Here is a 25,268-nt window from a genome sequence, read left to right on the forward strand (position 1 = left end):
CGTCTTCACGGCCTGATCACACGTCATCGTACTTGTGTTTCAAGAGAGTTGAAGGAGTCCCCGGAGAAGATCCCGGCTCTCGTCCAGCCCCGGACTGTCCTGCTGGAGCTCCTTGAGTGCCCGCTCGTACTGGGCGACGTCCTCGTGCTTGTCGAGGTAGAGCGCGCTGGTGAGCTGCTCCAGATAGACGACGTCCGAGAGGTCGGACTCCGGGAAGCTGAGGATCGTGAAGGCGCCGGACTCTCCGGAGTGGCCGCCGAAGCCGAACGGCATGACCTGTAGCCGCACGTTCGGATGCTCGGAGATCTCGATCAGGTGCTGGAGCTGACCGCGCATCACCGCGCGGTCGCCGTAGGGACGGCGCAGGGCGGCCTCGTCCAGGACGATGTGGTACTCGGGGGCGTTCTCGGCGACGAGGTACTTCTGCCGCTCCAGACGCAGCGCCACGCGGCGCTCGACGTCCGCCTCGCTCGCGCCCTTCATGCCGCGCCGCACGACCGCGCGGGCGTAGTCCTCGGTCTGCAGCAGACCGTGCACGAACTGCACCTCGTACGCCCGGATGAGGCTGGCCGCGCCCTCCAGGCCGACGTAGGTGGGGAACCAGCTGGGCAGGACGTCCGAGTAACTGTGCCACCAGCCCGCGACGTTGGCCTCGCGGGCGAGGGAGAGGAGCGAGTTGCGCTCCGCCTCGTCCGTGATGCCGTACAGCGTCAGCAGGTCCTCGACGTCGCGCGTCTTGAAGCTCACCCGGCCCAACTCCATCCGGCTGATCTTCGACTCGGAGGCGCGGATCGAGTAACCCGCAGCCTCGCGCGTGATCCCGCGTGCTTCCCGCAGTCGCCTCAGTTGCGAGCCGAGCAGCATGCGCCGCACCACCGATCCGGGCTCTCCCGCGCTCACGTTCGCCAGCCTCCCCAACCGTCTTCAGGGCCCGCAGTCTGCCACTAAATCACTTCGAGCAGTACTCGTCCGATTACAGAGATGGAAAGAAGTCAAGGATTCCGCTCACGAAGAAGACAGCGGAAGACAAGGAGAGGGCGTGAAGTTGGCGGAAAAAATGGCCAACAAGCGGTACGGGAGCGTCCAATTCGGTCACGTGCACGTGCATCTGCCCTTGCATCTGCTCTGCGCATCCGAAACCATGGTCCCGCGCAACCGCTGCATCGCAACGACCGCGAATTCCCGGGAGTGCCTCGCATGGGGACGAATGGATCGACCATGCTCGAGCCGTTACGGCAGGGCCTTCCGCCGCTGGATCCCGCAGCCGTGTCCAACGCCGCCTCCTGTGCGCTGCCCGCCCGCTACGAAGCGGTGCGCGAGGCGCGGAAGTTCACCCGGCGCACCCTTGACCAGTGGGAACTGGGCTATCGCTTCGACGACGTCTGTCTCGTGGTCTCGGAGCTCGTGACCAATGCGCTGCGACATGCGCTGCCGGCGGGTGCGCAGCGCATGCCCGAGCAGGCGCCGCCCGTCCGGCTGCATCTGATGCGGTGGACGGAACGGCTGGTGTGCGCGGTGCGCGATCCCAGTGACGACAGTCCGGTCGCGCGCGACTCCGACGACTTCTCGGCGGAGTCCGGGCGGGGGTTGTTCCTTGTCGACTCCTTCAGCGACAGCTGGGGGTGGCATCCGCTGGCGGGAACGCTCAGCGGCAAGGTGGTCTGGGCCCTGTTCCGGCTGCAGGCGGCCGGGGCGCCGGGGACGGCTGCCAGCCCGGTCGAATGACGAACCGCAGCGTCGAATGACGCTGCGGTTCTACGCGCGTTACTGCACGTAAGATCCCGATTGCCCCGGGTTGCGCCTACGCGGCGTCGGCGTCAGCCCGCGACCAGGTGGTCGAACTCGCCGTCCTTGATGCCGAGGAGCATCGCCTCGATCTCGGCACGTGTGTAGACGAGGGCCGGGCCGTCCGGGAAGCGGGAGTTGCGCACTGCCACGTCGCCGCCGGGAAGGCGGGCGAACTCCACGCAGGAGCCCTGGGAGTTGCTGTGCCTGCTCTTCTGCCAGGCCACCCCGGTCAGAGCCGTGGCTGCCATGCCGTTGTACACGTCGCGGTCCACAGGTCGCTCCCCGGCGGTGCAGTGGTGTTGAGGTGCAGTGGTCAAACTGCTCCCGGATCATAGCTCTGTTTCACGTGCAGCTACATGAGCAGATGCACGTGCACGCGGGGTGTTCCTGCGGTTACTCCTGTGACGTACGCGGCCCTATATGCGTTCCAGCGCATGCCCCCGGGATCGCATCACATGCGTCCTGCTTCCTGCGGACGCCTCGAATCCCTCGTGCACTAGGAAGAGACGCGTTCCGCGGCGTTGTTGTTCCAAACCCCAAGTGCCCTTCCGGTTGGGGAGGTTGATCGAGGGGCCCCCTCAGCGGTCCGCGTACGGCAACAGGGCCATCTCGCGGGCGTTCTTGATGGCCGTGGCCAGTCGGCGCTGCTGCTGGGCCGTCACCCGGGTGACCCGGCGGCTGCGGATCTTGCCGCGGTCGGAGATGAACTTCCGCAGGAGGTCGGTGTCCTTGTAGTCGACGTAGGTGATTCCGGCCTGGTCCAAGGGGTTGGGGCGGGGCTTGGCCGGCTTGCGGTCGGGCTTGCGGGGCATGGGGTCAGACCTCCAGGAGTGTGTCGAAGGCGGGCGGGAGTTGTTTCCAGGCGTCGCGCCCGGCGGCGTACTCGGCGTCCGTGAGCAGGCAGGACTCGAGGAGCTCGGCGAGGCCGTCCCGGTCCAGGCCGGGGGACGTGAAGACCAGGTGCTGGCAGCAGTCGCCGTGCTCGGGGTGCCAGTCCAGTGCGGCGGCGGCCCGGCGGACCGGCGGGACCATGTCCCAGGCCGCGTCGGGCAGCGAGGCGAGCCACGGGCCCACGCTCTCCACGCACAGGGCGCCGCCCGCCGCGTCCCAGTGCAGCAGTACGTCCGGTTTGTCGGCGAGCCAGAACCGGCCCCGGCTGCGCGCGGCCGCGCAGGTGATGTCCTCCAGCGCCTCGTAGAGCCGCTCCGGGTGGAAGGGGCGGCGCCGATGCCAGACGAGGGTCGAGATGCCGTGCGCGTCCGCCTCGGCGGGGAGCAGGGCGCACGCCGGGTGCTGGGCCGCGGCGGCCGACTCGACGTCGAAGCCGGCCAACGCCGCCTGTGCGAGGGGGGTGAGCGGACGGCGCCGCGGGGCCGGCACCGTCAGGTCGTCGGCGGGGGCGGGCGTCGGGTCGCCGTGCCCGATCGGGACCTGGCGGGCCGTCGGGTGGAGCTGGGCCAGCAGCTCGCGGTCCTCGTCGTCGGCCTCCGGGGAGTCGGCGACGGCCAGGACCGGGGCGTACTCCAGCTGGCGCGCGAAGGTGTCGGCGACCGTGCGCTGGTCCGTCGCCGCGGCCGCCAGCCCGCCCTCGGCCAGGTCGTCGCCGTTGCCCAGGTACGGCAGGACGAGCGCCGGGTCGACCGCGGTGATCACGCCGGTGACCTGGAGCCCGCCGGCCGTGACGACCTCGGCCATCGCCTTGGGCTCCACGGAGTCCCAGAGCTCGACGATCGCCATACGGGTGCCGCCCACGTCCCGGATCCGGATCAGTTCCGGCACCAGGTCCTCGCGCAGGGCGCAGCAGGCGCAGTCGTTGACGAGGGGCGCCTCGCCGGCGCTCACGAGGCCGGCGGCGTCGCGGATCGTGCGGACGACCGTGCCGGCGGCGGCCGTCGCCAGGTCGTGGTGGAGTACGACGCTGTCGGGAACGTCGGCGAGCAGGTGCGCGACCGCCGCCTTGCGGGCGTCGGTGTGCAGCCCGCCGACGATCACGACGGAGAGACCGGACATCACGGCCACCTCGTCAGCCCTGCTTCCCGTAGCGGCGCTCGAAGCGCTCCACGCGGCCGGCCGTGTCCAGGACGCGGGCCGTGCCCGTGTAGAAGGGGTGGCTGACGTTCGAGATCTCGACGTCGACGACCGGGTAGGTGTTGCCGTCCTCCCACTCGATCGTCTTCTCGCTGGTCATCGTCGAGCGGGTGAGGAAGGCGTGGTTCGCGGCCCGGTCACGGAAGACGACGGGGCCGTAGGGCGGATGGATTCCGTTGCGCATGGTGGTGCTCAGCGCTCCTCTCGGAAGTCGACGTGGCGGCCGGCGACCGGGTCGTACTTGCGCAGGGTCATGCGGTCCGGGTCGTTGCGGCGGTTCTTGCGGGTCACGTAGGTGTAGCCGGTGCCGGCGGTGGACCGGAGCTTGATGACCGGGCGGAGTTCGTTGCGTGCCATGCTGCTATCTTACTGAAAATGAATTCCATTAACAGCAGCGACTGAGGAGAGGTTCGTCACCGTGTCCGCCCACTGCATGCTGACCGGCGCCCAGCCCGGCTTCGGCAACACCATTTCCCACTCGCACCGGCGGACTTCCCGCCGCTTCGACCCCAACATCCAGACCAAGCGCTACTGGCTGCCCAGTGAAGGCCGGCATGTGCGGCTGCGGCTCAGTGCCAAGGGGATCAAGACGGTCGACGTCATCGGAGTCGAGGCGGCCGTCGCCCGTATCCGCGCCCGGGGAGTGAAGGTCTGATGGCCAAGAAGAGCAAGATCGCGAAGAACCAGCAGCGGCAGGAGATCGTGGCCCGGTACGCCGCGCGGCGGGCCGAGCTGAAGGAGATCATCCGGCGGCCGTCGTCCAGCGATGCCGAACGGCTCGCCGCCCAGCGCGAGTTGCGCAGGCAGCCGAGGGACGCCAGCGCCACGCGCGTCCGCAACCGGGACCAGGTGGACGGGCGGCCGCGTGGCTACTTCCGTACGTTCGGGCTGTCCCGGGTGAGTCTGCGGGGGCAGGCGCATGCCGGGTATCTGCCGGGGGTGCGCAAGGCGTCCTGGTAGGTCGGGCGGGTGCTGGGGCGCCGACCGGACTCCCTGGTAACTTGCTGCGGTCGTTTCGGCCATGTAGGCCGATTCGGCCGTATGCCGACCGCTACAGCTTGGGAGCTTCCAGTGACCTCGGCGACTTTCTCGCGTACGCGCACGATGTCGGGCCGGCGGATGCGGGTCGCGGCCGTGGCCGCGTCCCTGGCGGGCGCGCTCGCCCTCACCGCCTGCGGCGGCGACGGTGGCTCCGACTCCGACGCCACCCCCACGGGCGACTCCGGTCCCAGCGCCTCCGCCTCCGCATCGGCCAGTGCCGACACGGGCGGCGGTACGGGAGGGTCGGGCTCCGCGGCCGGTGGCCTGGAGGGCAACTGGCTCGCCACGACCGACGGCAAGGCCGTCGCGCTGGTCGTCACCGGCAAGGAGGCCGGGCTCTTCGCGACCGGCGGGACCGTGTGCAGCGGGACCGCCGGTGAGGAGGACGGGATGCGGATGATCCGCCTCAAGTGCAGCGACGGCAGCAAGGACCGGGCGACCGGGATGGTGGACTCCGTCGGCAAGACCTCGCTGAAGGTGACCTGGGAGGGCGGCCTGGGCGCGGAGACGTACACCAGGGCGGAGGGCGACGCGCTGCCGACAGGGCTGCCCACGGCGGGTCTGGGATCGTGAGGTTTGATTCGGGGACTGCACGCGATCTCCGACGTCACTCCCTGAAGGACTCCATGCGCGCCACCTCCCTCACCGTCGCCGCCCTCGCCGCGGCCCTCCTGCTGACCGGCTGCGACGACGGCTCAGACGCCGCGGACGCCGACAGCGGCAAGGAAAGCAAGGCCGCCTCCGCCTGCGCCGACCAGCTGGCCGTGCAGTTCGGGCCGGCCAACGCCGCCCCCGCCGCCGGGGACACCGGCAACGTGCCCGTCACCGTCACCAACCGCGGCGGCGCCACGTGCGTCCTGGACGGGCTGCCCGGCGTCGAGCTCGACGCGGGCAGCGCCGTGACCACCGTCGCGCCCGACGAGGCCGCCGTGACGAAGAAGACGACCCTCGCGAAGGAGGCCTCCACCTCCTTCACCCTCACCTACGTGCGGGGCGAGGGAGGCGGCACCAAGAGCCTCGCCGTGAAGTCGGTGAAGATCTCGCTGCCCGGGGCGGCCGAGCCGCACAGCTTCAAGTGGTCGTACGGCGACATCGCGCTGAAGAGCGACGGGCAGACCCCGGAGGCCTCGGTGACCGGGTTCCAGCAGTCCGGCGACTGACGCGGCTCCCGCACTCCGGCCACTGACGCGGCTCAGCGCAGCGGCCGCCGGGCCTTCGTCCGGGCCCGGTCGGCCGCCTCCGAGCCCTCCACCCAGCCCGCCTCGTCGCTGACGCCGCGCAGGCGGGTCGTGGTCGTCTCCGGGAACATGCGGTCCAGGCGGTCGGTGACCGCCACCTCGCGGGAGGCGAGGACCGGGAGCAGGTCCTGGGTCACCTGCGTCCGCGCGGCGGCGGTCAGGTGGGTGCCGATGCGGTGGGCGTAGGCCGCCAGGAACGACTGCCGGAACGTCTTGGTGCGCTTGCGGCCGCCCGCGCGCTGGGCCGCCTCCGCCTTCGTCATCGCGGTCTGGGCCTGCACGAGCAGCGAGGTGTAGAGAAGCTCGACCGCCTCCAGGTCCGCCTCGAAGCCGACGACCGTGGAGAAGCCGAAGGGTTCGTTCCACACGGCACGGCAGTGGTTGGCGGTCGCCACCGCGTCCAGCAGGACGGCCTTGGCCTGCTCGTACGGCGGTTCCACACCGATCCGGCAGGCGCCGGGCGTGTCCTTCGGGGCGTGGTCGGGCGTCGGGAGCAGCGCGTCGTCGATGCTGTGCCGGGCCATCAGCTCCTGCGCCTTGGCGGTGAGCGCCTCCGCCTCCTCGGGGAAGCCGGTCGCCTCCGCCTTCGCCAGCAGCGCGCGGATGCGGGTGAGCATGCGGGACTCGGGCCCGGCGGCCCGGGTGGCCGGCTCGGCCGCCTGGTCCAGGGCTTCCAGCGTGGGCAGGCGCAGCAGGAGGCGGTACAGCTCCAGGACGGCGGTCGCGTGCGAGAAGCGGTCCGTGCGGGGCGGGGCCTCGGCGGGCAGGTCGTCGAGCTGGGCGTTCCAGCGCGGGCCGCGGGGGCCGTCGTACGGCTGCTGCGCTCGGATCAGCGCCGCGAGCAGTCGTACGTGCACGTCGTCCAGGTCGCGCCGCACGAGCCGTACGACATCGGCCGGCTGCCAGCCGCGCCGCCAGGCGGCCGCCACGAACTCCTGTCCGCGCCGGGTGAGTTCGGCGTCCGCCGCGGTGTCGGCGGCGAGGAGGGAGGCGCCGGCGTCGAGGGCGGTGTGGCCGGTGGCGTAGAGGGCGGCCTCGAAGGCGCGGTCGACTGTGCTGGGCGTGCTCACCAAGGGATCGTAATTCCGTTGTGGAGGCCGGCGGGCCGCGCCTACTTTCCGCCGTCATGGATTCCATGTGGGAGATTCGCCGCGTCCGCTTCGACCACTCCGACGCCGTGCAGCTCTCCGCCCTCGCGCAGGCCGAGTACATGCGGCGCTACGGCTACGACGACATGACCCCCCTGCACCCGGCCCACTTCGACCCGCCGGACGGCCTCTTCCTCGTCGCCTACCGCGACGACGAGCCCGTTGCCTGCGGCGGCTGGCGTGCCCAGGAGGAGGACGAGGAGGGGTACGCGGACGGCGACGCCGAGGTCAAGCGCATGTACGTGGTGCCGCAGGCGCGGGGTCAGGGACTCGCCCGCCGGATTCTGCGGGCGCTGGAGGACAGTGCGCGGACCGCCGGACGGATCCGCATGGTGCTGGAGACGGGCACGCCCCTGCCGGAGGCCATGGCGCTCTACACCTCCAGCGGATATGAGCGGACGGCCAACTTCGGTCCCTATCGCGGCTATTCCGACAGCCGCTGCTTCGCCAAGCCACTCAGAGAGTCGATGTCAACCACGGGTTGACGACCCGGTCGCGTCAACCTACGGTTGACACATGTCGACGAACCCGACCATCACGTCATCCGTACGACTCGACGAACTCATCGCGGCCATCAAGAAGGTCCACGACGAGCCCCTCGACCAGCTCCAGGACGCGGTGATCGCCGGTGATCACCTCGGTGAGGTGGCCGACCATCTGATCGGCCACTTCGTGGACCAGGCCCGGCGATCGGGTGCCTCCTGGACCGACATCGGCAGGAGCATGGGCGTCACGCGGCAGGCCGCGCAGAAGCGGTTCGTGCCGAAGGAGTCGATCGACCTCGACCCGCAGCAGGGCTTCGGCCGCTACACGCCGCGTGCCCGCAACGCGGTGGTGGCCGCCCACAACGAGGCCATCGCGGCACGCAACGCCGAGGGCCGCCCCGAGCACCTGGTCCTCGGGCTGCTGGCCGACCCGGACGGCCTGGCCGCGAAGGCGATCACGGCGCAGGGCATCCTCCTGGACTCCGTGCGCCAGGCCGCCACCGCCGCGCTGCCGCCGGCCGCCGACGAGGTTCCCGAGCTCATCCCGTACGGCTCCGCCGCCAAGAAGGTCCTGGAGCTCACCTTCCGCGAGGCCCTGCGCCTCGGCCACAACTACATCGGCACCGAGCACATCCTGCTGGCCCTGCTGGAGTTCGAGAACGGCACCGGCGTCCTGTCCGGCCTCGGCCTCTCCAAGGAGGCGATGGAGGAGTACGTCGTCGAACTGCTCTCCCAGTTCCTGAAGAGCGGTGAGGAGACGACCCGGAAGGCAGCCGACGAACAAGGCGAGGAGCGGGGCGAGAAGCAGGGTGAGGAGCAGGGCTGAGGGCGTTGTCAGACCCGGGTGCCACACTCGCAGCATGACCGACCGGTGGGCGCTCGCTCCGGCCGAGGACGGCGGCGTGGAGATCGCCCCCCTCGGTCCGGACGGGCTGCCCGCGGGGCCGGTGCGGTGGGAGGCGGACGCGGCCGCGGCCGTGCGGGGGCGGCCGGAGGTCGCGCGGTGGGTGTGGCGGTCCACCGCCGAGGTCTATCCGCGGCTGCTCGCCACGGGGGTGCGAGTCGAGCGGTGCTACGACATCGAGGACGCCGAGACGCTCCTGCTCGGTCACGAGGGGCGGTACGGCGAGCCGAGGTCGGCCGCCGCCGCCCTCGCCCGGCTGCGCGGCCGCCCCGTGCCGCCCGACCCGCCCCAGCGGGCCGCCGAACCCGGCTCGCAGTCCTCGCTCTTCGAGCCGCAGGCGGTCCATGTGCCGCTCGCCGACCTCGTCGAGGTGTACGCCGACCAGCAGCGCCGGCACGAGGCGACCGCCCACCCGGAGCGGATGCGGCTGCTGACCGCGGCCGAGTCGGCGGGCATGCTCGTCGCCGCCGAGATGAACCGGGCCGGGCTGCCCTGGAGCGCCGAGGTGCACCGCCGGGTGCTGCACGAGCTGTTGGGTGAGCGGTATGCCGGCGGTGGGGAGCCGCGCCGACTGGCCGAGCTGGCGGACGAGGTGTCGGCCGCGTTCGGGCGCCGGGTGCGGCCCGATCTCCCCGCGGACGTCGTCAAAGCCTTCGCGCAGGCCGGGATCAGGATCAGATCGACGCGCCGCTGGGAGATCGAGTCCCTCGACCATCCGGCCGTGAAACCGCTGGTCGAGTACAAGAAGCTGTACCGCATCTGGGTGGCGCACGGCTGGTCCTGGCTGCAGGACTGGGTGCGGGACGGGCGGTTCCGGCCGGAGTTCCTCGCGGGCGGGACGGTCACCGGGCGGTGGGTGACCAACGGCGGGGGCGCGCTGCAGATTCCGAAGGTCATCCGGCGTGCGGTGGTCGCCGACCCGGGCTGGCGGCTCGTCGTGGCCGACGCCGACCAGATGGAGCCGCGGGTGCTCGCCGCGATCTCGCGTGATCCCGGGCTGATGGAGGTGGCCGGGCGCGCGGACGACCTCTACCAGTCCGTCTCCGACCGCGCATTCTCCGGCGACCGCGATCAGGCCAAGCTCGCCGTGCTGGGCGCCGTCTACGGCCAGACCTCCGGCGACGGACTCAAGAACCTCGCCGCGCTCAGACGCCGTTTCCCGAGGGCGGTGGCGTACGTCGACGACGCGGCGCGGGCCGGGGAGGAGGGGCGGCTCGTGCGGACCTGGCTGGGGCGGACGTGTCCCCCGGCGGCCGGGGCGTCGGACGACGCGGCCGAGGAGGCGGGGATCCCGATACCGGAGGCGCGCGAGGAGTCGGCCGACGGCTCCGGGCCGCAGGAGTGGGTGCCGGGCTACGCCTCCACCAACGCCCGTGCCCGGGGCCGCTTCGCCCGCAACTTCGTCGTCCAGGGCAGCGCCGCCGACTGGACCCTGCTGCTGCTCGCCGCGCTGCGGCAGACCTGTGCGGGCATGGCGGCGGAACTGGTCTTCTTCCAGCACGACGAGGTGATCGTGCACTGTCCCGAGGAGGAGGCCGAGGCGGTGGTGACGGCGATCCGCGAGGCGGCGGACCTGGCCGGGCGGCTGACGTTCGGGGAGACGCCGGTGCGGTTTCCGTTCACCACTGCGGTGGTGGAGTGTTATGCCGACGCGAAGTGATCGAGTGTCAAAAAACACCTTTGGCCAGTTGTTGGCGTTCCGTCAACATGGCTTAATCTCACTACATCGGGTCCGGCCCGACGGTGCGTGCGTAGACACGCAGCTCGGGGGAGCGTCGCCGCCGTGGCCGGATCCGGGGGCGCGTGTGGGTCCCGGTCGTCAGAGGTGAACGGCCGGGGCCCGCGTCCCGTCAGTCGACGGGCCTGGTCGGATGACGGTCGGCCGATGGCGTGGTCGCGTGACTGTCGGCCGATGGGCTTGGCCACATGAGCGGCGGCCGATGGCTTTGGCTTTTTGACCGGCGACCAATGGCTTCGGTCAGATGACCGGCGGCCGGCCCAGTCGGCAGAGCCGCCACACCGTGCGCCAGCGCATGGGGCGTCGCTCGCCCGCCGGTTCCCGTACGCCTTCCAGGAAGCCGCCGAACCAGGCGCGCAGGCCGGCGGGCGACCGGTTGCGGGCGAGGGTGAGCAGGATCCAGATGCCCAGGTGGACGGGAACGAGGGCGAGCGGGAGTCGGCGGCGGGTCAGCCAGACGCGGTTGCGGGCGGTCACGCGGTAGTAGATGGCGTGCCGGGCGGGCGAGGTCTTCGGGTGCTGGAGGAGGAGTTCGGGGGCGTAGAGAATGCGCCAGCCGGCGTCGGCCGCCCGCCAGGCCAGGTCCGTCTCCTCGTGGGCGAAGAAGAACTCGGCGGGCCAGTCCCCGGTTTCGTCCAGCATCGCCATGCTCAGCGCGTGCCCGCCGCCGAGGAAGCCGGTGACGTAACCGCCCCGCAGCGGATCCGACTTGCCGATCCTGGGCACGTGCCGCTGCTGTGTCTCGCCGTACTCGTCGGCGATGCGGAAGCCGACGATGCCGAGCCGGTCGTCGGCGGCGTACAGGTCGCGTACGCGGCGCAGTACGTCGGCGTCGACGAGGAGCCCGTCGTCGTCCAGGTCGACCACGACGTCGACGTCCCCGAACTCCCGCAGCCGCGCGAGGGCCGCGTTGCGCCCGCCGGGGCAGCCGAGGTTCTCGTCGAGCTCGATCGGCGTGACCTCGCCGGGCAGGCCCAGCCGTTCGGCGAACTCGGGCAGCGGGCAGCCGTTGCCGACGATGACGATCCGGGTGGGGGCGAGGTCCTGCTTGGCCACGGACTCGAGCAGCGCGTCGACCTCGGCGGGGCGGTTGCCCATGGTCACCACGGCGACGGCGATCCTCGGTTCCGTCATGTCCAGCCCTCATTCCGTCACTTCGCCCCGGCCACGGTTTCCGGCGGATGCTAGTCGTTCACTGCAAGGACGTCTTGAGTACGCCGATTTGTATGACGGACGGCGGTCATATGCGGCTGCTCCCTGTGCCGTACGCCACAGCGAGAGGGGAGCGGGCAGAACCGCGCGATGATGTGAGCCCGCCCGATCTCGATGTCCGCGGCTACGCCGTAGGCACCTGCACCGAAAGCCCGGCACGGTCGGCCCAACTGCCGCGTCGAGGGAGTCTCCTGACATCATTCGACGCGGCTGGGCGACAGGCACCGCGAAGCGAAGAAAGCCGCACGCATGGCCCGGCAGAGCGCCACGCCCCGACAGCGGGGCGGGAGCGGAGCGTGTGAAGGTGGGCCGTGCTGAGCCGGCCGCGGGGGATGGGGGTTGTGGTGAGCCAGGTTCTCTACAGCGAGCAGTCGTGGAATCCGCTGGCGCGGACCGTGGAGTTGACCGAGGACCGGCTGCGGAGGGGCGGCAGGACCACACCGTCGAGTGAGCTGAACTTCGGCGCCATGGCCGAGGCGTTCCAGCGCGGGTGGTGGCTCGGGGGCGGTGGGGCGGAGCGCCCGCTCCAGCGGGTGGCGGAGGGGACCGGGATCGTCCCCGTCACCCGCGTCACCGGCACCACCACACCGGTGAGGGTGCGCCGGGCCGCCGAGTTCGCCCACAGGCTGGGGGAGTTGGCGGTCTGGCGGTGCGGCGGGCCGGATCAGGTGGCCGCTCTGGGGGCCCGGGCCCGGGCCGAGGGCGTACCGCTGTGGATCGCGCGGCGGTTCGCGCCGGGGCCCGCCGGGCCGGTCACGGTCGCCGTGGACCGGCGCCTGGTGCGCGTGGACGTATGGGGTCCGTACGCTCCCGTCGTACGGATCCGCGCGCCCCGCGGCTTCCGAGCCGACGCCTCCGAACCGTCCAAGGGCCTGCGTCTGACGGTCGGCGACGTCACGGCGGAGCTCAGCCTCACGAGGAAGCTGCGCAAGTCGAAGAGTTCTGTGGAGGTGTGGCTGCCCGGGCAGCACTGGGTGCTGCGGCGGGAGAAAGCGGGGAGTTCGTGGCTGCTGCGCAACGAACAGCGTGTCGCCCTGCTGACGCGCCCCCCGCGCCGACCGGTGCTCGAGCAGGGCTCGGTCCTGCTGCCGCTGTCCCCTGTGCGGTACGAGAGCCCGGACCCGCTGGATGCCGTCATGGCGCAGGTCTTCGCCGTCGCCTTCGGGCTGGGGGACACCACGGGCCTGGCACGGTTCCGGTCGCAGCGGCGCCCGGTGAACGAGGGTGAACCCCTCGCTGCCGACGAATGGTGGGACCGTGCCTGGTTCAGCAACCTCGGGCGGGGCAGCGACGACAACGAGCCCGGCGGCGGCGACGGCTGGGGTGCGGACGGCGGCAGCAGCGGGGACAGCGGTGGGGGCGACAGCGGGGGCGGTGACGGCGGGGGTGGTGGCGGTGGGGGCGACTAGTGAACCCGAGTCCGGGTACTGAGCCTCGCCGCCGACACGAACACCCCGACAGGAAACGCCGGCGACCGCATCGGACGACAAGGCACACGTCGCCGTTTCGCAGACGGTCGGCGGGTCACGTACGCCGGTTCTCCCGCCGCCGTACGAACTTCAGGCCCGACCAGTCCTCCCCCAGCGCCGCCACCTTCACGTCGACCACGCCGAGCGGGAGGAAGAGGTCGCGGAGGGAGTTCTCGGTGATGTCGCTGACGTGGCCCGCCGCGCGGCGGGGCCAGGCGATCCACAGCATGGCGTCGTCGGCGAGGTCGTCGACCAGGGCAGGGGCTTCCTTGACGAGATCGCCGTAGGACCGGTGGAAGGCGATGGTGGCGTCCGCGCCTCCTGGGCCTCCCTCGGCCACGTCGCAGCCCTCCGGGAGCCCGGGGACCTCCCAGTGGGCGGGTGCGTGACGGAGCCGGAGACGGTGGCCCGGCTTGATGCCGATCTTCTTGGCGAGCGGTGTACCGGAGTCACTCATGACAGCCATCTCCATGCACAGGAATCCGACTTGTCCGATTCTCCCGCGACGCGCACGCTGGAACCGTGAGTAACATCACCAGCGCGAATTGAGCAGTAATGGCCACTTTTGATCAGGGCTTCGGTCACAGCGGGTGGTCAACAGATGCCGCGACAGCCACCATCGGCCTGGAGGGCGTCGTCACGGGGTGGAGCGAGGGTGCTCGGCGGCTGCTGGGGTACCGGGCCTCCGAGGTGGTGGGGCGGGCCGCGGCCGACCTTCTCGTGGACCGGGAGGCGACCGGCTTCTCCCCCGTCGGCTCCCAGGAGTGGAGCGGTGCGGCGGTGCTCAGGCATCGGGACGGCCGCCGGGTCGAGCTGACCCTGCACGCCCATCCCTCGCTGGACAGTGCCGGCGCGACGCAGGCGTTCGTCGTCACCGCCACCACGGGAACCGCCGACTCGGAGCGCGACCGGCGGATGGTGGAGTGGGCCTTCGCCCAGTCCTCGATCGCCCTGTCGACCTACAGCTCCGCGTCGGGCGCGTGGCGGCTGAACGCGGGCGCGGAGGCCGATCCGCTCGGGGAGGCCCGGTCCGACGAAGGGTTCCTCCGGTGCGTGCGGCGGGTCGCCGAGGAGGCCATGCCGATGCGGTACGAGGGATTCGCCCCGGCACCGCCGGCCGGCGCCGGTCGGCAGCGCTCCTGGATCGTGGAGCTGTGGCCCGTCCGGGACCCCGCCTCCGGCACGGTGGCCGGGGTCGGCACCGCCGCCTTCGACAGCAGCGAGCAGTACGCCGCCCGGCAGCGGCTGGCCCTGCTGAACGAGGCGGGCACCCGTATCGGCACCACCCTCAACGTGAACCGCACCGCCCAGGAGCTGGCCGATCTGGCCGTCCCGCGGCTCGCCGACTTCACCAGCGTGGACCTGCTCGACTCGGTGATGCGCGGGGAGGAGCCGGTGCCGGGGCCGGTCGACGCCGCCGTGGTGCTGCGCCGGGTCGCCCATCAGTCGGCCACCGAGGGCGGGGGCGTACCGGAGGCTGCCGTCGACCTGGGCGGGGTCGACACGTATCCGCCGTTCTCGCCCCCCGCCCGTTCCCTGACCAGCGGCCGCCCGGTGCTCAGCGGCGCGAACGACCCCGACTTCGTCCGCTGGGTCACCGAGCACGACACGCGGGCCGCCGTAGTCCAGGAGCACGGCCTCCACTCGGTCATGGCCGCCCCGCTGCGCGCCCGCGGCATCACCCTCGGCGTCGCGGTCTTCGTCCGCGGCAAGGCGTCCCCGCCCTTCCAGCAGGACGATCTGATCCTCGCCGAGGAGCTCGCGGGGCGGGCCGCCGTGGGTGTGGACAACGCCCGGCGGTACACGCGCGAGCGCACCAACGCCCTCACCCTCCAGCGCAGCCTGCTCCCCCGCGACCTGCCGAAGCAGGCGGCCGTGGAGGTGGCGTACCGCTATCTGCCCGCCGGCTCGGGCGCCGGTGTGGGCGGCGACTGGTTCGATGTCGTGCCTCTCTCGGGCACCCGGGTCGCGCTGGTCGTCGGCGATGTCGTGGGGCACGGCATCCACGCCTCCGCCACCATGGGGCGGCTGCGCACCGCGGTCCGCACCCTCGCCGACGTGGATCTGCCCCCGGACGAGCTGCTCACCCACCTCGACGACCTGGTCACCCACCTCACCTCGGACGACGACAGCGTCGTCCGGGAGCTGCCGTACAACGGCGGGGTCGGCGCGACCTGCCTGTACGCCGTCTACGACCCGGTCTCCCGGATCTGCACCCTGGCCAGTGCCGGCCATGTCCCGCCCGCCCTGCTGCTCCCCGACGGCACGGTCGGCGTCGTCCATCTCACGCCCGGTCCCGTGCTCGGCGTCGGCGGGCTGCCCTTCGAGGCGACCGAGCTGGAGCTGCCCGAGGGCAGCCTGCTGGCCTTCTGCACCGACGGCCTGATCTCCCGCGAACGCGACGTCGGCCTCGGCCTGGAACGGCTCTGCGAGGCCCTCGCCTCCCCGGTGCCGTCGCTGGAGACGACCTGCGACTCCATCCTCAAGGAGCTGCTCCCCGAGAGCCCCGCCGACGACGTGGCCCTTCTCCTCGCCCGCACCCGGGCCCTGCACGCCGACCAGGTCGCCGCCTGGGCCCTGCCGTCCGACCCGGCGATCGTGGCCGACGCCCGCGCGCAGGCCTCCCGACAGCTCGCGGCGTGGGGTCTGCAGGAGGCGGCGTTCGTCACCGAGCTGGTCGTGAGCGAGCTGGTCACCAACGCCATCCGGTACGGCGACGTACCCATCGGGCTGCGCCTGATCCGGGACCGCACCCTGATCTGCGAGGTGTCCGACGCCAGCAGCACGGCGCCCCATCTGCGGCGTGCCCGCACCTACGACGAGGGCGGCCGCGGGCTGCACATGGTCGCCCAGCTCACCCAGGGCTGGGGCACCCGGCAGACCCCGACCGGCAAGACGATCTGGGCCGAACAGCCCCTCCCGGTCGGCTGACCATGACCGGGCGTCCGGGCGGCGACCCGACGACACCGCCGGCCGGCGGAGGACCGACCGACCGAGGACCGGCCGACGGAGGACCGGCCGACGGAGGGGACCACCGGACGCACACCCTCGGGCTGCTCTATCCCCCGTCCGGACGGGCCCGGGACTACACGACCATGCAGCTCGCCTTCGTCGGCGGCGTCGCCGAGGCCGCGGCGCCGTACGGCTACGACGTGCTGCTCTCCCCCGCCGACACGGGCGACGACCCCTCGTTCCGGCGGATGCTCGGGCAGCGGGCGGTGGGCGGGGACCGGCGCGGCGACGGCGGCGGGCGGCGCGTGGACGGCGTGATCGTGATGGAGATCCGCCGCGAGGACGGCAGGGTCGAGCATCTGGTGGAGCAGGGCTTCCCGTTCGTCGCCATCGGCCGCAACCACCGTGCCGACGAGGCGGGCTGGGTCGATCTGGACTTCGCCGGGCTGGCGAGCGGCTGCGTACGGCACCTCGCCGACCTGGGCCATCACCGGATCGCCTTCGTCAACCGCTCGGAGGAGCTGTTCAACAGCGGCTACGGCTTCGCCCGGCTCGGCCACGAGGGCTATGTCACCGCCATGGCGGACCTGGGCCATGAGCCGCGTGCCTACCTCTGCGGGGAGGACCTCGCCTCGGGCGAGGAGGTCGTGGCGCGGATCCTGGCGGAGGACCCGGCCACCACCTCGCTGGTCACCATGAACGAGGCGGCCCTGGAGGGCGTCTACCGCGGGCTGACCCGGCACGGCCGCGCCGTGCCGCGCGACTTCTCGGTGGTCGGGGTGGCGGCGAGTCCGTGGGCCGAGCAGGTGACCCCGCAGCTCACGGCCGCCGAGATCCCCGCCAAGGAGATGAGCCGGGTCGCCGTCGAGCTGATGGTGGAACGCCTGCGCTCCCCCGGCTCGACGCCCCGGCACGTCCTGTTGAAACCCCTGATCACCCTGCGCTCCAGCACGGGGCGGTGCCGTCCGGTACCCGGTTCGGAACCCGAGCCCGAATTCCCCGATTTCGACGTGGATTTCCGATACGCCGACTTCGACGCCTCTTTCCGCACATCCCCTGGGAGGGGAGCATGCCGTACCCGCTCGACCGCCGCGGCTTCCTGCGTACCGCCGGCGCGGGAGCCGCTGTCCTCGGTCTCGGCGGTGCCCTGGCCTCCTGCGGCTCCGACGAGCCGAGCACGACGACCCTCAGCTGGTGGGACTACTTCACCCTGGACAACTTCCAGCCCGGTATGACCCGTCTGATCGAGGACATCGAGGCCGGGGTGCCGGACGTGCGGATCGAGCGGCGGACCTTCCCGTTCGCCGAGCTCGAACGGCAGATCACCCTGGGCGCGATCTCCGGCGACCTGCCCGACATCGCGATCGTCGACAACGTCGCCATGAACTCGCTCGGCGGCAGCGAACTGCTGGCCGACCTCACCGGCCGGGTCGAGGAGTGGGGCCAGGCCGACCAGTACTACAAGGGCCCCTGGGAGGGCTGCCAGGTCGGCGGCAAGACCCTCGGCATCCCCAACAACAGCAACTGCCTGGCCCTGTACTGCAACACCCGGATGCTCCAGGACGCGGGCGTCGAACCCCCCACCACCTGGGACGAGCTGGCCTCCGCCGCCGAGCGGCTGACCAGCGGGGACCGCTACGGGCTGGCGCTGAGCGCGATCAGGACGGAGGAGGGCGTCTTCCAGTTCCTGCCGTTCCTGTGGCAGGCGGGCGGCGACCTGGACACCTTCGCCGACTACGGCGCCACCGCCCTGTCCTTCCTCGACGACCTGATCGCCAAGGGCTCCCTGTCCGAGCAGTGCGTGGGCTGGACGCAGCAGGACGTCAACACCCGGTTCCTCAACCAGCGCGCCGCGATGCAGATCAACGGCCCCTGGCAGATCCCCACCCTGAAGAAGGCCGCCTTCGACTGGTCCGTCGTCGCCCTGCCCCGCGACAGGGAGGCGGCCACCTGTCTGGGCGGGGAGAACTGGGTGCTGATGGCGAGCAGCGAGAAGGTGGACAAGGCGTGGGAGGTGCTGGAGTACACGCAGCGTCCGTCGGTGCTGGTGCCGTACCTGGTCTCCTTCGGCAATCTGCCCGCCCGCAAGGACCTGGCCGACCGGGGCACCTGGGCCTCCGACCCGGCGCTGCGGCTCTTCCTCAGCCAGCTCCCCCAGGCCCGTCCACGCCAGTACGGCGAGCGCTACGCCGACGCCTCCCAGGCCGTCTCGGAGGCGGAACAGGCCGTGCTGACCGGCTCGGCGTCCCCGACGGCCGCGGCGCGCACGGCGGCCGGCAAGATCGACAAGGCGCTGGGCGGGTGACGCGGGGTCGTCAGGGCCTCGCCTGGGAGATCCACCAGCGAACGAACCCCCTCTCCCCCTCCGCGCGCCGCCGCCGCGCCGGCTACCTCTTCTGCCTCCCCGGGCTGGCCTTCCTCGCGCTCTTCCTGGCCTACCCGCTCATCTACAACATCTGGACCTCCGTCCACGACGTGCGGCTGAGCAGCCTGCTCGGCGGGGCCGAACGCTTCAGCGGCCTCGACAACTACCGGACGGTGGTGGACGACCCGGCGTTCTGGCACTCCGTACGCCTGTCACTGGTGTTCACCCTGGGGTCCCTGTTCTTCCAGTTCGCCCTCGGCTTCGCCCTGGCCCTGCTGTTCGCCCGCCCCTTCCCCCTCAACGGCCTCCTGCGCTCCCTGCTCCTGGTGGCCTGGCTGCTGCCGCCCGTGGTCAGCGGCACCCTCTTCCGCTGGCTGCTGGACGCCGACTCCGGCGCCTACAACGCCCTGCTGAAGGCGGTCGGCCTGGACACGCTCTCCCACGACTGGCTCACCGACCCGTCCACGTCCCTGGCCGGCGTGATCCTCGCCAACATCTGGGTCGGCGTGCCCTTCAACATGCTGCTGCTCCTGGTCGGCCTGCACACCGTCGACCCCGAACTCCACGAGGCCGCCGCCCTCGACGGCGCGAACGCCTGGCAGCGCTTCCGCCGTATCACGCTCCCCCTCATGCGGCCGGTCTCGGTGACCGTCCTCCTGCTCGGCCTGATCTACACCTTCAAGGTGTTCGACCTCGTGTTCGTGATGACGGGCGGCGGCCCCGTCGACGCCACCCGCGTGCTCTCCCTCTACGTCTACGAGGTCTTCTTCAAGTTCTTCCGGTTCGGCGAGGGCGCCGCCGCCGGGATCCTCCTGCTCGTCGTACCGCTGCTGACGGGCCTTTTCTACGTACGACGACTGCGCCGCGAGGAAGCGCCGGGAGGTTCCACGTGAAACCTCCCCGCCACCGCCCCCGCCGCCACCCCTGGCTGCGCACCGCGGTCGCCGCGCTGATCACCGCGGCCTTCCTGCTGCCGGTGTACTGGATGGCCAAGACCAGCCTCACCGAGCCGGGCCGGATCCTCGCGCCGACCCCGCAGTGGGTGCCCGCGCCGCTCACCGGCGAGAACTACCGGACGGCACTGGACTACGAGGGACTGCCACGGGCCCTCCTCAACAGCTTGGTGATCTCCAGCGGGGTCGTGGCGCTGACGCTGCTCCTCGGCGTCCCGCTCGCCTACGCGCTCGCCCGCGTCCGGATGCGCGGTTCGGGCGCGATGGTGCTCGCCCTGCTGGTGGCCCAACTCCCGCCCGCCATCGTGCTGGCGGCACCGCTGTTCATCCTGGAACGCCGGGCCGGTCTCGACGACACCTACCTCGGCCTGATCGCCGCCGACACCACGCTGACGCTGCCCTTCGCGGTGATCGTGCTGCGCCCGGTACTGCGGGCCGTGCCCGCGGAGCTGGAGGAGGCGGCGCTGGTCGACGGCTGCGGGCTGCCCGGCGTACTGCTGCGGGTCGTGCTGCCCGTCATGGTGCCGAGCCTGGTCGCCACGGCCGGGCTGTCGTTCCTGATCGGCTGGGGCGAGTTCCTGTTCGGCCTCACACTGGCCGACGGGCCGGACGTCCAGCCGGTCACCGTCCTGCTCAACTCCTTCGTCGGGCAGCACGGGACGGCCTGGGGTGCCCTGATGGCCACCGCCACGCTCGTCAGCGTCCCGGTGGTCTGTGTGTTCGCCCTCTTCCAGCGCTTCATCGTGGGCGGGCTGACGGCCGGGAGCGTGCGGGGTTGAGCGCCGCCCGCACAGCCGTCCTGCTCACGTAGAAACGGGACGTCATCCCGTACGCCCCGGACTCCGAGGCCACCGCGAGTGAGGCGAACGCCGCGATCCAGGCGCGGACTTCGTGGGCGGAGCCGCCGCCCTCCCGGGCCATCCCCTCGACGCTCCCGGTGTCGAACTCCGCCAACTCGCCCTTCTCCGGATGGTCGAGGAGCCGGTTGTCCCAGGCCGGGTTGATCGGGCTCACTCAAGCGGATCGCCCGGACCGACGCCCCGTCCCGGACCTCGACGCGCCGCCCCTCGTACCACTGCTCGGGCCGCAGCAGCACGTCCTCGCGCCGTGCCTTGCCCAGCAGCACGTCCTTGCTGAGCGGCTTGCGTGCCGGTTCAGACCCGCAGCGGGTTGAAGCGCGCGGCCGCCATCACATACCAGGCGGTCGCACCGAGGTGCCGGTACGGGTAGTAGCCGAACCCGAACGCGGTGTCGAGCGGACTGCTGGCCGACACGACCCCGGACCGCGCGGGCAGCGCCCGTCCTCCGACACTCTGTCCGCCCCCGAGCAGATCCTGGGCCCGCTCGATGGACGCGACCAGCCGCCGCGCCCGCGCCGCGTCCCCCCGCCCCTGCCGCTCCCGCAGCGCGAGCGCGAGATGAGCGGTCCCCTCGAACCACACACCGTTGCGGTCCGGCCTGGGCTGACCGTCGGCGATCGGGGCGTCCTCGTTCGCCAGGAGACTGGCCGAACTGAAGGTGACACCTTCGTACGACTGCCCCGCCGGCACCGTGCTGTTGGGCCGTTCGGCGTGGTCGAGAACCGCCAGCTCACGCGCGGCCCAGTCCAGCGACGAGGCGTGGGCGCGGGAGTCGAGGGCGAGGTGGGTCCAGGTCTGGGTGTCCTCGGGAACCGGGGAGGTGTTGATGACGACCCCGTCATTGGTCCCGGTATAGAAGAACCCGCCGTCCGCCTCCCACATCGTCCGGACGAAGTCCAGCGCACGGTCACGCCGTTCCAGCCACACGCCGTCCTTCGTGAGCCGGGCAAGCCGCCCGAACAGACAGACAAGGTCGGTGTTGTGCTCGGTGGAGGTGAAGGGCAGCTTCTCGTTGGCCCCGTTGACGCCGAACTTGTATCCGCCGAGAGGCTCGTCCGTCCGCCCGTTCCGCTCGATCCACTCCCCGATCCGCACGGCACCGTCGAGGAACCGCCGCTCCCCCGTCCGCCGGGCCAGCGCACTCAGCGCGATCCCGGCCCACGCCATGTCCCCCACAGCCGTACCCGTGAACCCGAACTGCGTCCCGACATTGACGCTCCCGTCCGCCCGCACGAACCCGTCCGGCTGCAGCGAGCCGTCGTAGAACGTGTACGGCCCGACGTTGTAGGCCTGCCGAAGCCGCCCGTCGGCATGAACCGGGTCGTGCTGCTGCGCGTACAGCAGCGCGTCCCCGAGCACGACGGCCCGCTCCCGCCCGTCCTCGGTACGGGCGGCGAGGTGAGCGAGGACCGCGAGTGCGTTGTCGTAGGTGAAGGCGGTACTGAAGAGCCCGGCCTGGTCGCTGTAGCTCTGGGCGAGGCGGACGGTGCCGTGGTCGGGGTAGGCGTCCATGGCGGCGGCCAGGAAGGCTTGGGCGCGGTGGGGCGCGGGGGTGGCGCGGCCGCCGTCCACAGCGGCGTGAGCAACACCGGATCCGGCCGCCGTGAAGACCGCGGCACCGAGCCCGACTCCGAGCCCGAGACCGGCACCGATGAGCGTGCGACGGGTGGGCACCTGGCCGTGCCTGTCGGTTGTGCCGGTCATGGGGTCTCCCTCGGTCTTGAGAGCGCTCTCACGGATGCGCGCTCATTCTGCTGGTACGGGTGGGAAGGGTCAACGCCCTTGGGGAGAGGAGCAATTGGCGAGTCCTTCTCCCGCCGACCCTGGAGGGAACAACCTCATGACACAAGAAAACCCCAGGTCAGCGACTATCTGACCTGGGGTTTGACGGAGCCGCCTTCGGGATTCGTACCCGAGACCTACGCATTACGTGACCATGAGCGATCGAGCGAAAGTCGCTGTAGATCCTTTACAAGTACCTTCGGCTTCCTCGCGTCCCGGCAGGACACGAACTCACCGGCGTGCGGCTTCGAGCTGAACGGCCGCAGCTGCGTGAAGGTCTGATCGGAGCCGCCCGACATTCCCCTGGCCGGAGCCCGGCCTCATGCCAAGCCCTGGACGGCTCGCAAGGAGTTGTTCTCCACCAGGAACCGGGCGAGAGCCCGAGTGTCCGGGTCGACGGGCACTTCGCACTCCTCTCCGTACTGCAGGTCGGCGAGACCGACCAGCCAGGGCAGTACGGAGGCGGAGAAGACGCCGCTCCTCCCGTGGGCGGCCACGTGTACGGATCCCCCCGACTTGTGCCATAGGCGGCGCGCATGGCTGGAGACCGCCACCCGGCGCAGATCGGCGGTCTCCTTGTGCTCCGGATCCGCCCCGACAAGCCCGTAGGCGGAGGCACTGGCCAGGGCCGAGGCCAGGTCGGCCCCGCCACCGAGGAAGTCGCGGTACCCCTCGAGCCACTCGATGCTCACCCGGCCGTCGGGCTCCGCAGCGAAGGGATAGGTCCCCTCCCCGGGAACGAAAGACCTGGTGTAGCGGGCGATGTTGACGGCGAAGGCCGGACCGACCGTCTCGGCCACATGCCAGGTGCCCGGGTCCCAGGTGAAGAACTCACCGGCCGAAGCGATCAGCGAGGTGCCGCGGTCGACCACCTCGGGCACCTGCAGGGAGGGCAGGTACTCCTCCGGGTCGATGGCGTTGTCGCCTTCCGCCGCCCGCCAGCCGGCGGTCTTGGGGATCCAGTCCTCGCCGTGCCAGAAATGCATGTACTTGCGTCCCTGGAGCACGAAGTGGCTGTTGCCGCACTGCTCGCGGTGAATGCCGCCGGGGGTGGCACGGTACTCGCCCAGAAACACCTCGATGTCTATGTTTCCGCGGACCAGCCCGTGCTCCTCGAAAACCGGGCGGCCGAGGGCGGAAACCAGCAGGTCGAACAGACTCCTCTCGTGCGAGGGAAGTTCACGGGCGTAGAGCAGAATCGGGGTTTCCGCGCCGAACTTCTGCTGCATCCTGGTCAACCACTCGTCCGGCGACTCGCTGCCGTCCGGAGCCGGCATCACGGCATGGTCGGAGAGCACGTCGCCGCCCACGGTGATCTTTATCAGCTCGCGCTGGTCGTCGCCCGCTATGACAGCGCGCACGGCGCCGACCACTCCCTTCCAGACGATTTCAGGGGTGACCTGCCCGCATTCCCACCCCTCGACCCGGGTACTGGCGCCGGTCGTGGGGGACTGCACAACACTCAACTGGGTCGTCGCCATGGCTGCTTTCCTCTCCAGATGTACGACCCGCAGAGCAGCGCTCGGAGCGAGCGGCGCCCGGCAGGACGGAACTCATCGCGGTCAAGTGATGGATTTCTTCGTGCTGTTCGACTGTCAGGCGGCCCCGCACGCCCGGGGGACCTGCCCCGCCAGCCGGTCGTGGACCGGTCGGCCACCGACGATCGTGAGGTCCACCTGTGCCTCGCACAGGGCGTCCGGTCCCTCCCGCAACACATCGACGTCGAGGACCACGACGTCGGCAGGGGAGCCCGGCTCCAGGGTGGCCGGACGCCGGTGCAGGTGGCCCGAGCCGGCCGTGTACGCCCGGAGGATCTCCGGTACGCCGATTCGTTCCTGCGGGTTGAACGGGGCCGGCCGGTAGTCCGGTCCCATCCAGGGGGCGCTGGCCAGAGCCGGCAGCCGGGTGGCCGCGACGTAGGCGCCCCAGAGCGGGTTCGGGCTACTGACGGGCCAGTCGCTGCCGGCCGCCAGCCGGGCGCCGGCCCGAGTCAGACCGGCGAAGGGGTACTGCCGGTCCACGCGGCGCGGGCCGAGCATCGGCTCGTAGGTCTTCCGCATGTGCGGGATCTCCGCCGCCCACAGCGGCTGCACGTTCGCCGTCACGTCGAGTGCGGCGAACCTGGGCAGGTCGGCGTCGGCGACGAGTTGCACATGGGCGATGTGGTGCCGCTGTCCTGAAGAGGGGCCGGCCGCCTCGACGGCGTCGAGGCACTCGCGCACCGCCCTGTCTCCCACGGCGTGGAAGTGCACGGAGAACCCAGCCCGGACCAGCACGGTCACGGCCTCGCACAGGTCCGTGGCACTCAGCCGGCCAGGCGGGGTGACAGACCTGTCGAGATACGGCGAGAGCAGGGCCGCCCAGCCGTTCTCGCAGATGCCGTCCTGCATGATCTTCACGTGGTCGGCGGGAAGCCCCACGGCGCGGGCCTGTGCACGTCGCTCACGCAGGTCCTCGATCTGTTCCGGCCCGCGGCACGGGTCCCACCACAGGGCCAGCGACACGAAGCCGCTCACCTCGCCCCGGCGGGCCAGCTCAAGGTAGGCGGGGAGCGGGTCGGGCAGGCCCAGGTAGGGGCCGACCAGAGCGTCCTGCCATGCGGTGATGCCGTTCCGGTGCAGCAGACGCTGGGTCGTGAGCAGCGCGTTCTCCTGTGCCGCCCGGTCCGGCGGAGGGACGTGCCGCCCCACCAGGTCGGCCGCCGCCTCGTGCAGCTGACCCGTCGGCCGACCGCCGAGGTCCCTGCCGATGGTGCCGAACGGCGGGTCCGGCGTGTGCGCGCCGACACCGGCCCGAGCCAGTGCCGCGCTGTTCACGCACGCGTCGTGCAGGTCCGAGCCCAGGAGATGGACGGGCCGGTCCGGCACAACCGCGTCGAGCAGTTCGGCAACCGGTGTGCCATGGGGCAGGAACGCCGAGGTGAGGCCGCCCCCCACGATCCACGGCAGATCCGGGTGCCGCCGGGCGTACGCACCCACGCGCATCAGCGCATCGCCGAGGTCGGCGGCGTCGCTCAGATCGCACCAGGACTCAAGCAGTCCGGCCGCCATCGGATGCACATGGGCATCCTGGAAGCCGGGCATGACCAACCGGCCCTCGGTGCGCACCACTTGGGCGTCCTCGCCCACCATGGTGAGCAGGTCCGGCGCAGAGCCGGTCGCGAGTACGCGGTCCCCGCGCAGGACGATGGTGTCCGCGTACTCATGACCCATCACCCGGCCGCCCGTGAGAACGATGTCCGTCAC

Annotated in this window: 27 protein-coding genes; 14 read left to right on the forward strand and 13 right to left on the reverse strand. The window is 71.4% G+C overall.

All coding sequences use genetic code 11. The annotated features are described in order from the left end of the window. Window positions 1–39: 39 nt before the first annotated feature. Complete coding sequence (locus ABD932_RS19825; protein WP_126400042.1) at window positions 40–864, reverse strand: helix-turn-helix domain-containing protein; 825 nt, start codon at window positions 862–864, stop codon at window positions 40–42. 333 nt (window positions 865–1,197) lie between these two features. Between ABD932_RS19825 and ABD932_RS19830 the strand changes: the two genes are divergently transcribed. Continuing rightward, window positions 1,198–1,725 carry an ATP-binding protein gene (locus ABD932_RS19830; protein ID WP_425587491.1) on the forward strand — a complete coding sequence of 176 codons (528 nt, stop codon included), beginning with the start codon at window positions 1,198–1,200 and terminating at the stop codon, window positions 1,723–1,725. A gap of 92 nt (window positions 1,726–1,817) precedes the next feature. Here ABD932_RS19830 and ABD932_RS19835 read toward each other — a convergent pair whose 3' ends face one another. From ABD932_RS19835 to rpmG, 5 genes are all read right to left on the reverse strand, one after another. Continuing rightward, a complete protein-coding gene (locus tag ABD932_RS19835) occupies window positions 1,818–2,036 on the reverse strand; it encodes a DUF397 domain-containing protein (protein ID WP_126400040.1) in 219 nt (72 codons plus the stop codon). A 330-nt stretch (window positions 2,037–2,366) separates the two neighbouring features. After that, window positions 2,367–2,600, reverse strand: a complete 234-nt coding sequence (gene rpsR, locus ABD932_RS19840) for a 30S ribosomal protein S18 (protein WP_345014581.1) — start codon at window positions 2,598–2,600, stop codon at window positions 2,367–2,369. Window positions 2,601–2,604: 4 nt separating this feature from the next. After that, window positions 2,605–3,798, reverse strand: a complete 1,194-nt coding sequence (locus ABD932_RS19845; protein ID WP_345014583.1) for a CobW family GTP-binding protein — start codon at window positions 3,796–3,798, stop codon at window positions 2,605–2,607. Window positions 3,799–3,811: 13 nt separating this feature from the next. Beyond that, entirely contained in the window at window positions 3,812–4,060 is a 249-nt protein-coding gene (locus ABD932_RS19850) for a type B 50S ribosomal protein L31 (RefSeq protein ID WP_250086703.1), read from the reverse strand. 8 nt (window positions 4,061–4,068) lie between these two features. After that, the gene (gene rpmG / locus ABD932_RS19855; protein WP_030573688.1) at window positions 4,069–4,233 is read right to left on the reverse strand and encodes a 50S ribosomal protein L33; all 165 of its coding nucleotides are present in this window, start codon (window positions 4,231–4,233) and stop codon (window positions 4,069–4,071) included. A 61-nt stretch (window positions 4,234–4,294) separates the two neighbouring features. Here rpmG and rpmB point away from each other — a divergent pair, with 61 nt between their 5' ends. The 4 genes from rpmB to ABD932_RS19875 all read left to right on the forward strand — a co-directional run bounded on the left by rpmB (window position 4,295) and on the right by ABD932_RS19875 (window position 6,077). Next, entirely contained in the window at window positions 4,295–4,531 is a 237-nt protein-coding gene (gene rpmB / locus ABD932_RS19860; protein WP_126393989.1) for a 50S ribosomal protein L28, read from the forward strand. Continuing rightward, window positions 4,531–4,836: a 30S ribosomal protein S14 gene (rpsN, locus tag ABD932_RS19865; RefSeq protein ID WP_345014590.1), complete on the forward strand. Its 306-nt coding sequence runs from the start codon at window positions 4,531–4,533 to the stop codon at window positions 4,834–4,836. Before rpmB ends, rpsN begins: the two co-directional genes overlap by 1 nt. A 111-nt stretch (window positions 4,837–4,947) precedes the next feature. After that, the gene (locus ABD932_RS19870; protein WP_425587492.1) at window positions 4,948–5,490 is read left to right on the forward strand and encodes a hypothetical protein; all 543 of its coding nucleotides are present in this window, start codon (window positions 4,948–4,950) and stop codon (window positions 5,488–5,490) included. A 53-nt stretch (window positions 5,491–5,543) separates the two neighbouring features. Further along, window positions 5,544–6,077, forward strand: coding sequence for a DUF4232 domain-containing protein (locus tag ABD932_RS19875; RefSeq protein WP_345014592.1), 534 nt, complete (start codon window positions 5,544–5,546; stop codon window positions 6,075–6,077). A gap of 32 nt (window positions 6,078–6,109) precedes the next feature. Here the strand turns inward: ABD932_RS19875 and ABD932_RS19880 are convergent, their stop codons facing one another. After that, window positions 6,110–7,225 (reverse strand): DUF2786 domain-containing protein, encoded by a 1,116-nt coding sequence (locus ABD932_RS19880; RefSeq protein WP_345014594.1) that lies wholly within the window; start codon window positions 7,223–7,225, stop codon window positions 6,110–6,112. Window positions 7,226–7,281: 56 nt separating this feature from the next. Between ABD932_RS19880 and ABD932_RS19885 the strand changes: the two genes are divergently transcribed. From ABD932_RS19885 to ABD932_RS19895, 3 genes are read left to right on the forward strand one after another with little or no spacing between them, the layout of a single operon-like run. Then, window positions 7,282–7,788, forward strand: coding sequence for a GNAT family N-acetyltransferase (locus tag ABD932_RS19885; protein ID WP_345014596.1), 507 nt, complete (start codon window positions 7,282–7,284; stop codon window positions 7,786–7,788). A gap of 31 nt (window positions 7,789–7,819) precedes the next feature. Next, window positions 7,820–8,614 carry a Clp protease N-terminal domain-containing protein gene (locus tag ABD932_RS19890; RefSeq protein WP_345014598.1) on the forward strand — a complete coding sequence of 265 codons (795 nt, stop codon included), beginning with the start codon at window positions 7,820–7,822 and terminating at the stop codon, window positions 8,612–8,614. Window positions 8,615–8,648: 34 nt separating this feature from the next. After that, complete coding sequence (locus tag ABD932_RS19895) at window positions 8,649–10,352, forward strand: bifunctional 3'-5' exonuclease/DNA polymerase (RefSeq protein WP_345014600.1); 1,704 nt, start codon at window positions 8,649–8,651, stop codon at window positions 10,350–10,352. A 318-nt stretch (window positions 10,353–10,670) separates the two neighbouring features. On the opposite strand, the gene ABD932_RS19900 is transcribed toward ABD932_RS19895, so the two are convergent. Further along, complete coding sequence (locus ABD932_RS19900) at window positions 10,671–11,564, reverse strand: glycosyltransferase family 2 protein (protein ID WP_345014602.1); 894 nt, start codon at window positions 11,562–11,564, stop codon at window positions 10,671–10,673. Between the two features lie 422 nt (window positions 11,565–11,986). Between ABD932_RS19900 and ABD932_RS19905 the strand changes: the two genes are divergently transcribed. Further along, entirely contained in the window at window positions 11,987–13,051 is a 1,065-nt protein-coding gene (locus ABD932_RS19905) for a hypothetical protein (RefSeq protein WP_345014604.1), read from the forward strand. Window positions 13,052–13,166: 115 nt separating this feature from the next. Here ABD932_RS19905 and ABD932_RS19910 read toward each other — a convergent pair whose 3' ends face one another. After that, window positions 13,167–13,568 carry a DUF3052 domain-containing protein gene (locus tag ABD932_RS19910; protein ID WP_345014606.1) on the reverse strand — a complete coding sequence of 134 codons (402 nt, stop codon included), beginning with the start codon at window positions 13,566–13,568 and terminating at the stop codon, window positions 13,167–13,169. A gap of 98 nt (window positions 13,569–13,666) precedes the next feature. Between ABD932_RS19910 and ABD932_RS19915 the strand changes: the two genes are divergently transcribed. Genes ABD932_RS19915 through ABD932_RS19935 form a run of 5 tightly spaced genes read left to right on the forward strand, consistent with a single transcriptional unit; the run spans window position 13,667 to window position 20,160 of the window. Further along, complete coding sequence (locus ABD932_RS19915; protein WP_345014608.1) at window positions 13,667–16,042, forward strand: ATP-binding SpoIIE family protein phosphatase; 2,376 nt, start codon at window positions 13,667–13,669, stop codon at window positions 16,040–16,042. A gap of 2 nt (window positions 16,043–16,044) precedes the next feature. Further along, a complete protein-coding gene (locus ABD932_RS19920) occupies window positions 16,045–17,298 on the forward strand; it encodes a LacI family DNA-binding transcriptional regulator (RefSeq protein WP_345014610.1) in 1,254 nt (417 codons plus the stop codon). Beyond that, window positions 17,295–18,368 (forward strand): sugar ABC transporter substrate-binding protein, encoded by a 1,074-nt coding sequence (locus ABD932_RS19925; protein WP_345014612.1) that lies wholly within the window; start codon window positions 17,295–17,297, stop codon window positions 18,366–18,368. The genes ABD932_RS19920 and ABD932_RS19925 overlap by 4 nt, the downstream gene beginning before the upstream one ends. Beyond that, window positions 18,365–19,321, forward strand: a complete 957-nt coding sequence (locus ABD932_RS19930) for a carbohydrate ABC transporter permease (RefSeq protein ID WP_345014614.1) — start codon at window positions 18,365–18,367, stop codon at window positions 19,319–19,321. The genes ABD932_RS19925 and ABD932_RS19930 overlap by 4 nt, the downstream gene beginning before the upstream one ends. After that, window positions 19,318–20,160, forward strand: coding sequence for a carbohydrate ABC transporter permease (locus ABD932_RS19935; protein WP_345014616.1), 843 nt, complete (start codon window positions 19,318–19,320; stop codon window positions 20,158–20,160). Before ABD932_RS19930 ends, ABD932_RS19935 begins: the two co-directional genes overlap by 4 nt. On the opposite strand, the gene ABD932_RS19940 is transcribed toward ABD932_RS19935, so the two are convergent. The 4 genes from ABD932_RS19940 to ABD932_RS19955 all read right to left on the reverse strand — a co-directional run bounded on the left by ABD932_RS19940 (window position 20,120) and on the right by ABD932_RS19955 (window position 25,268). After that, window positions 20,120–20,395 carry a class III extradiol ring-cleavage dioxygenase family protein gene (locus tag ABD932_RS19940; protein ID WP_345014619.1) on the reverse strand — a complete coding sequence of 92 codons (276 nt, stop codon included), beginning with the start codon at window positions 20,393–20,395 and terminating at the stop codon, window positions 20,120–20,122. The two genes, ABD932_RS19935 and ABD932_RS19940, sit on opposite strands and share 41 nt — an antisense overlap. 140 nt (window positions 20,396–20,535) lie before the next feature. Beyond that, window positions 20,536–21,945, reverse strand: coding sequence for a Tat pathway signal sequence domain protein (locus ABD932_RS19945; protein WP_345014621.1), 1,410 nt, complete (start codon window positions 21,943–21,945; stop codon window positions 20,536–20,538). Between the two features lie 398 nt (window positions 21,946–22,343). Further along, window positions 22,344–23,504: a hypothetical protein gene (locus ABD932_RS19950; RefSeq protein WP_345014623.1), complete on the reverse strand. Its 1,161-nt coding sequence runs from the start codon at window positions 23,502–23,504 to the stop codon at window positions 22,344–22,346. Between the two features lie 114 nt (window positions 23,505–23,618). Further along, window positions 23,619–25,268: an amidohydrolase gene (locus tag ABD932_RS19955; RefSeq protein ID WP_345014625.1), complete on the reverse strand. Its 1,650-nt coding sequence runs from the start codon at window positions 25,266–25,268 to the stop codon at window positions 23,619–23,621.

Origin of the sequence: Streptomyces shaanxiensis, from assembly GCF_039537145.1 — a bacterium.
Taxonomy (GTDB): Bacteria; Actinomycetota; Actinomycetes; order Streptomycetales; family Streptomycetaceae; genus Streptomyces; species Streptomyces shaanxiensis.

What these genes read in the sequence shown, in the direction of transcription:
- ABD932_RS19825 (WP_126400042.1), bottom strand. Translation starts at nt 864, where the DNA reads ATGCTGCTCGGCTCGCAACTGAGGCGACTGCGGGAAGCACGCGGGATC.
- ABD932_RS19830 (WP_425587491.1), top strand. Translation starts at nt 1,198, where the DNA reads ATGGGGACGAATGGATCGACCATGCTCGAGCCGTTACGGCAGGGCCTT.
- ABD932_RS19835 (WP_126400040.1), bottom strand. Translation starts at nt 2,036, where the DNA reads ATGGCAGCCACGGCTCTGACCGGGGTGGCCTGGCAGAAGAGCAGGCAC.
- rpsR (WP_345014581.1), bottom strand. Translation starts at nt 2,600, where the DNA reads ATGCCCCGCAAGCCCGACCGCAAGCCGGCCAAGCCCCGCCCCAACCCC.
- ABD932_RS19845 (WP_345014583.1), bottom strand. Translation starts at nt 3,798, where the DNA reads ATGTCCGGTCTCTCCGTCGTGATCGTCGGCGGGCTGCACACCGACGCC.
- ABD932_RS19850 (WP_250086703.1), bottom strand. Translation starts at nt 4,060, where the DNA reads ATGCGCAACGGAATCCATCCGCCCTACGGCCCCGTCGTCTTCCGTGAC.
- rpmG (WP_030573688.1), bottom strand. Translation starts at nt 4,233, where the DNA reads ATGGCACGCAACGAACTCCGCCCGGTCATCAAGCTCCGGTCCACCGCC.
- rpsN (WP_345014590.1), top strand. Translation starts at nt 4,531, where the DNA reads ATGGCCAAGAAGAGCAAGATCGCGAAGAACCAGCAGCGGCAGGAGATC.
- ABD932_RS19875 (WP_345014592.1), top strand. Translation starts at nt 5,544, where the DNA reads ATGCGCGCCACCTCCCTCACCGTCGCCGCCCTCGCCGCGGCCCTCCTG.
- ABD932_RS19885 (WP_345014596.1), top strand. Translation starts at nt 7,282, where the DNA reads ATGGATTCCATGTGGGAGATTCGCCGCGTCCGCTTCGACCACTCCGAC.
- ABD932_RS19890 (WP_345014598.1), top strand. Translation starts at nt 7,820, where the DNA reads ATGTCGACGAACCCGACCATCACGTCATCCGTACGACTCGACGAACTC.
- ABD932_RS19895 (WP_345014600.1), top strand. Translation starts at nt 8,649, where the DNA reads ATGACCGACCGGTGGGCGCTCGCTCCGGCCGAGGACGGCGGCGTGGAG.
- ABD932_RS19900 (WP_345014602.1), bottom strand. Translation starts at nt 11,564, where the DNA reads ATGACGGAACCGAGGATCGCCGTCGCCGTGGTGACCATGGGCAACCGC.
- ABD932_RS19910 (WP_345014606.1), bottom strand. Translation starts at nt 13,568, where the DNA reads ATGAGTGACTCCGGTACACCGCTCGCCAAGAAGATCGGCATCAAGCCG.
- ABD932_RS19915 (WP_345014608.1), top strand. Translation starts at nt 13,667, where the DNA reads ATGGCCACTTTTGATCAGGGCTTCGGTCACAGCGGGTGGTCAACAGAT.
- ABD932_RS19920 (WP_345014610.1), top strand. Translation starts at nt 16,045, where the DNA reads ATGACCGGGCGTCCGGGCGGCGACCCGACGACACCGCCGGCCGGCGGA.
- ABD932_RS19925 (WP_345014612.1), top strand. Translation starts at nt 17,295, where the DNA reads ATGACCCGTCTGATCGAGGACATCGAGGCCGGGGTGCCGGACGTGCGG.
- ABD932_RS19945 (WP_345014621.1), bottom strand. Translation starts at nt 21,945, where the DNA reads ATGACCGGCACAACCGACAGGCACGGCCAGGTGCCCACCCGTCGCACG.
- ABD932_RS19950 (WP_345014623.1), bottom strand. Translation starts at nt 23,504, where the DNA reads ATGGCGACGACCCAGTTGAGTGTTGTGCAGTCCCCCACGACCGGCGCC.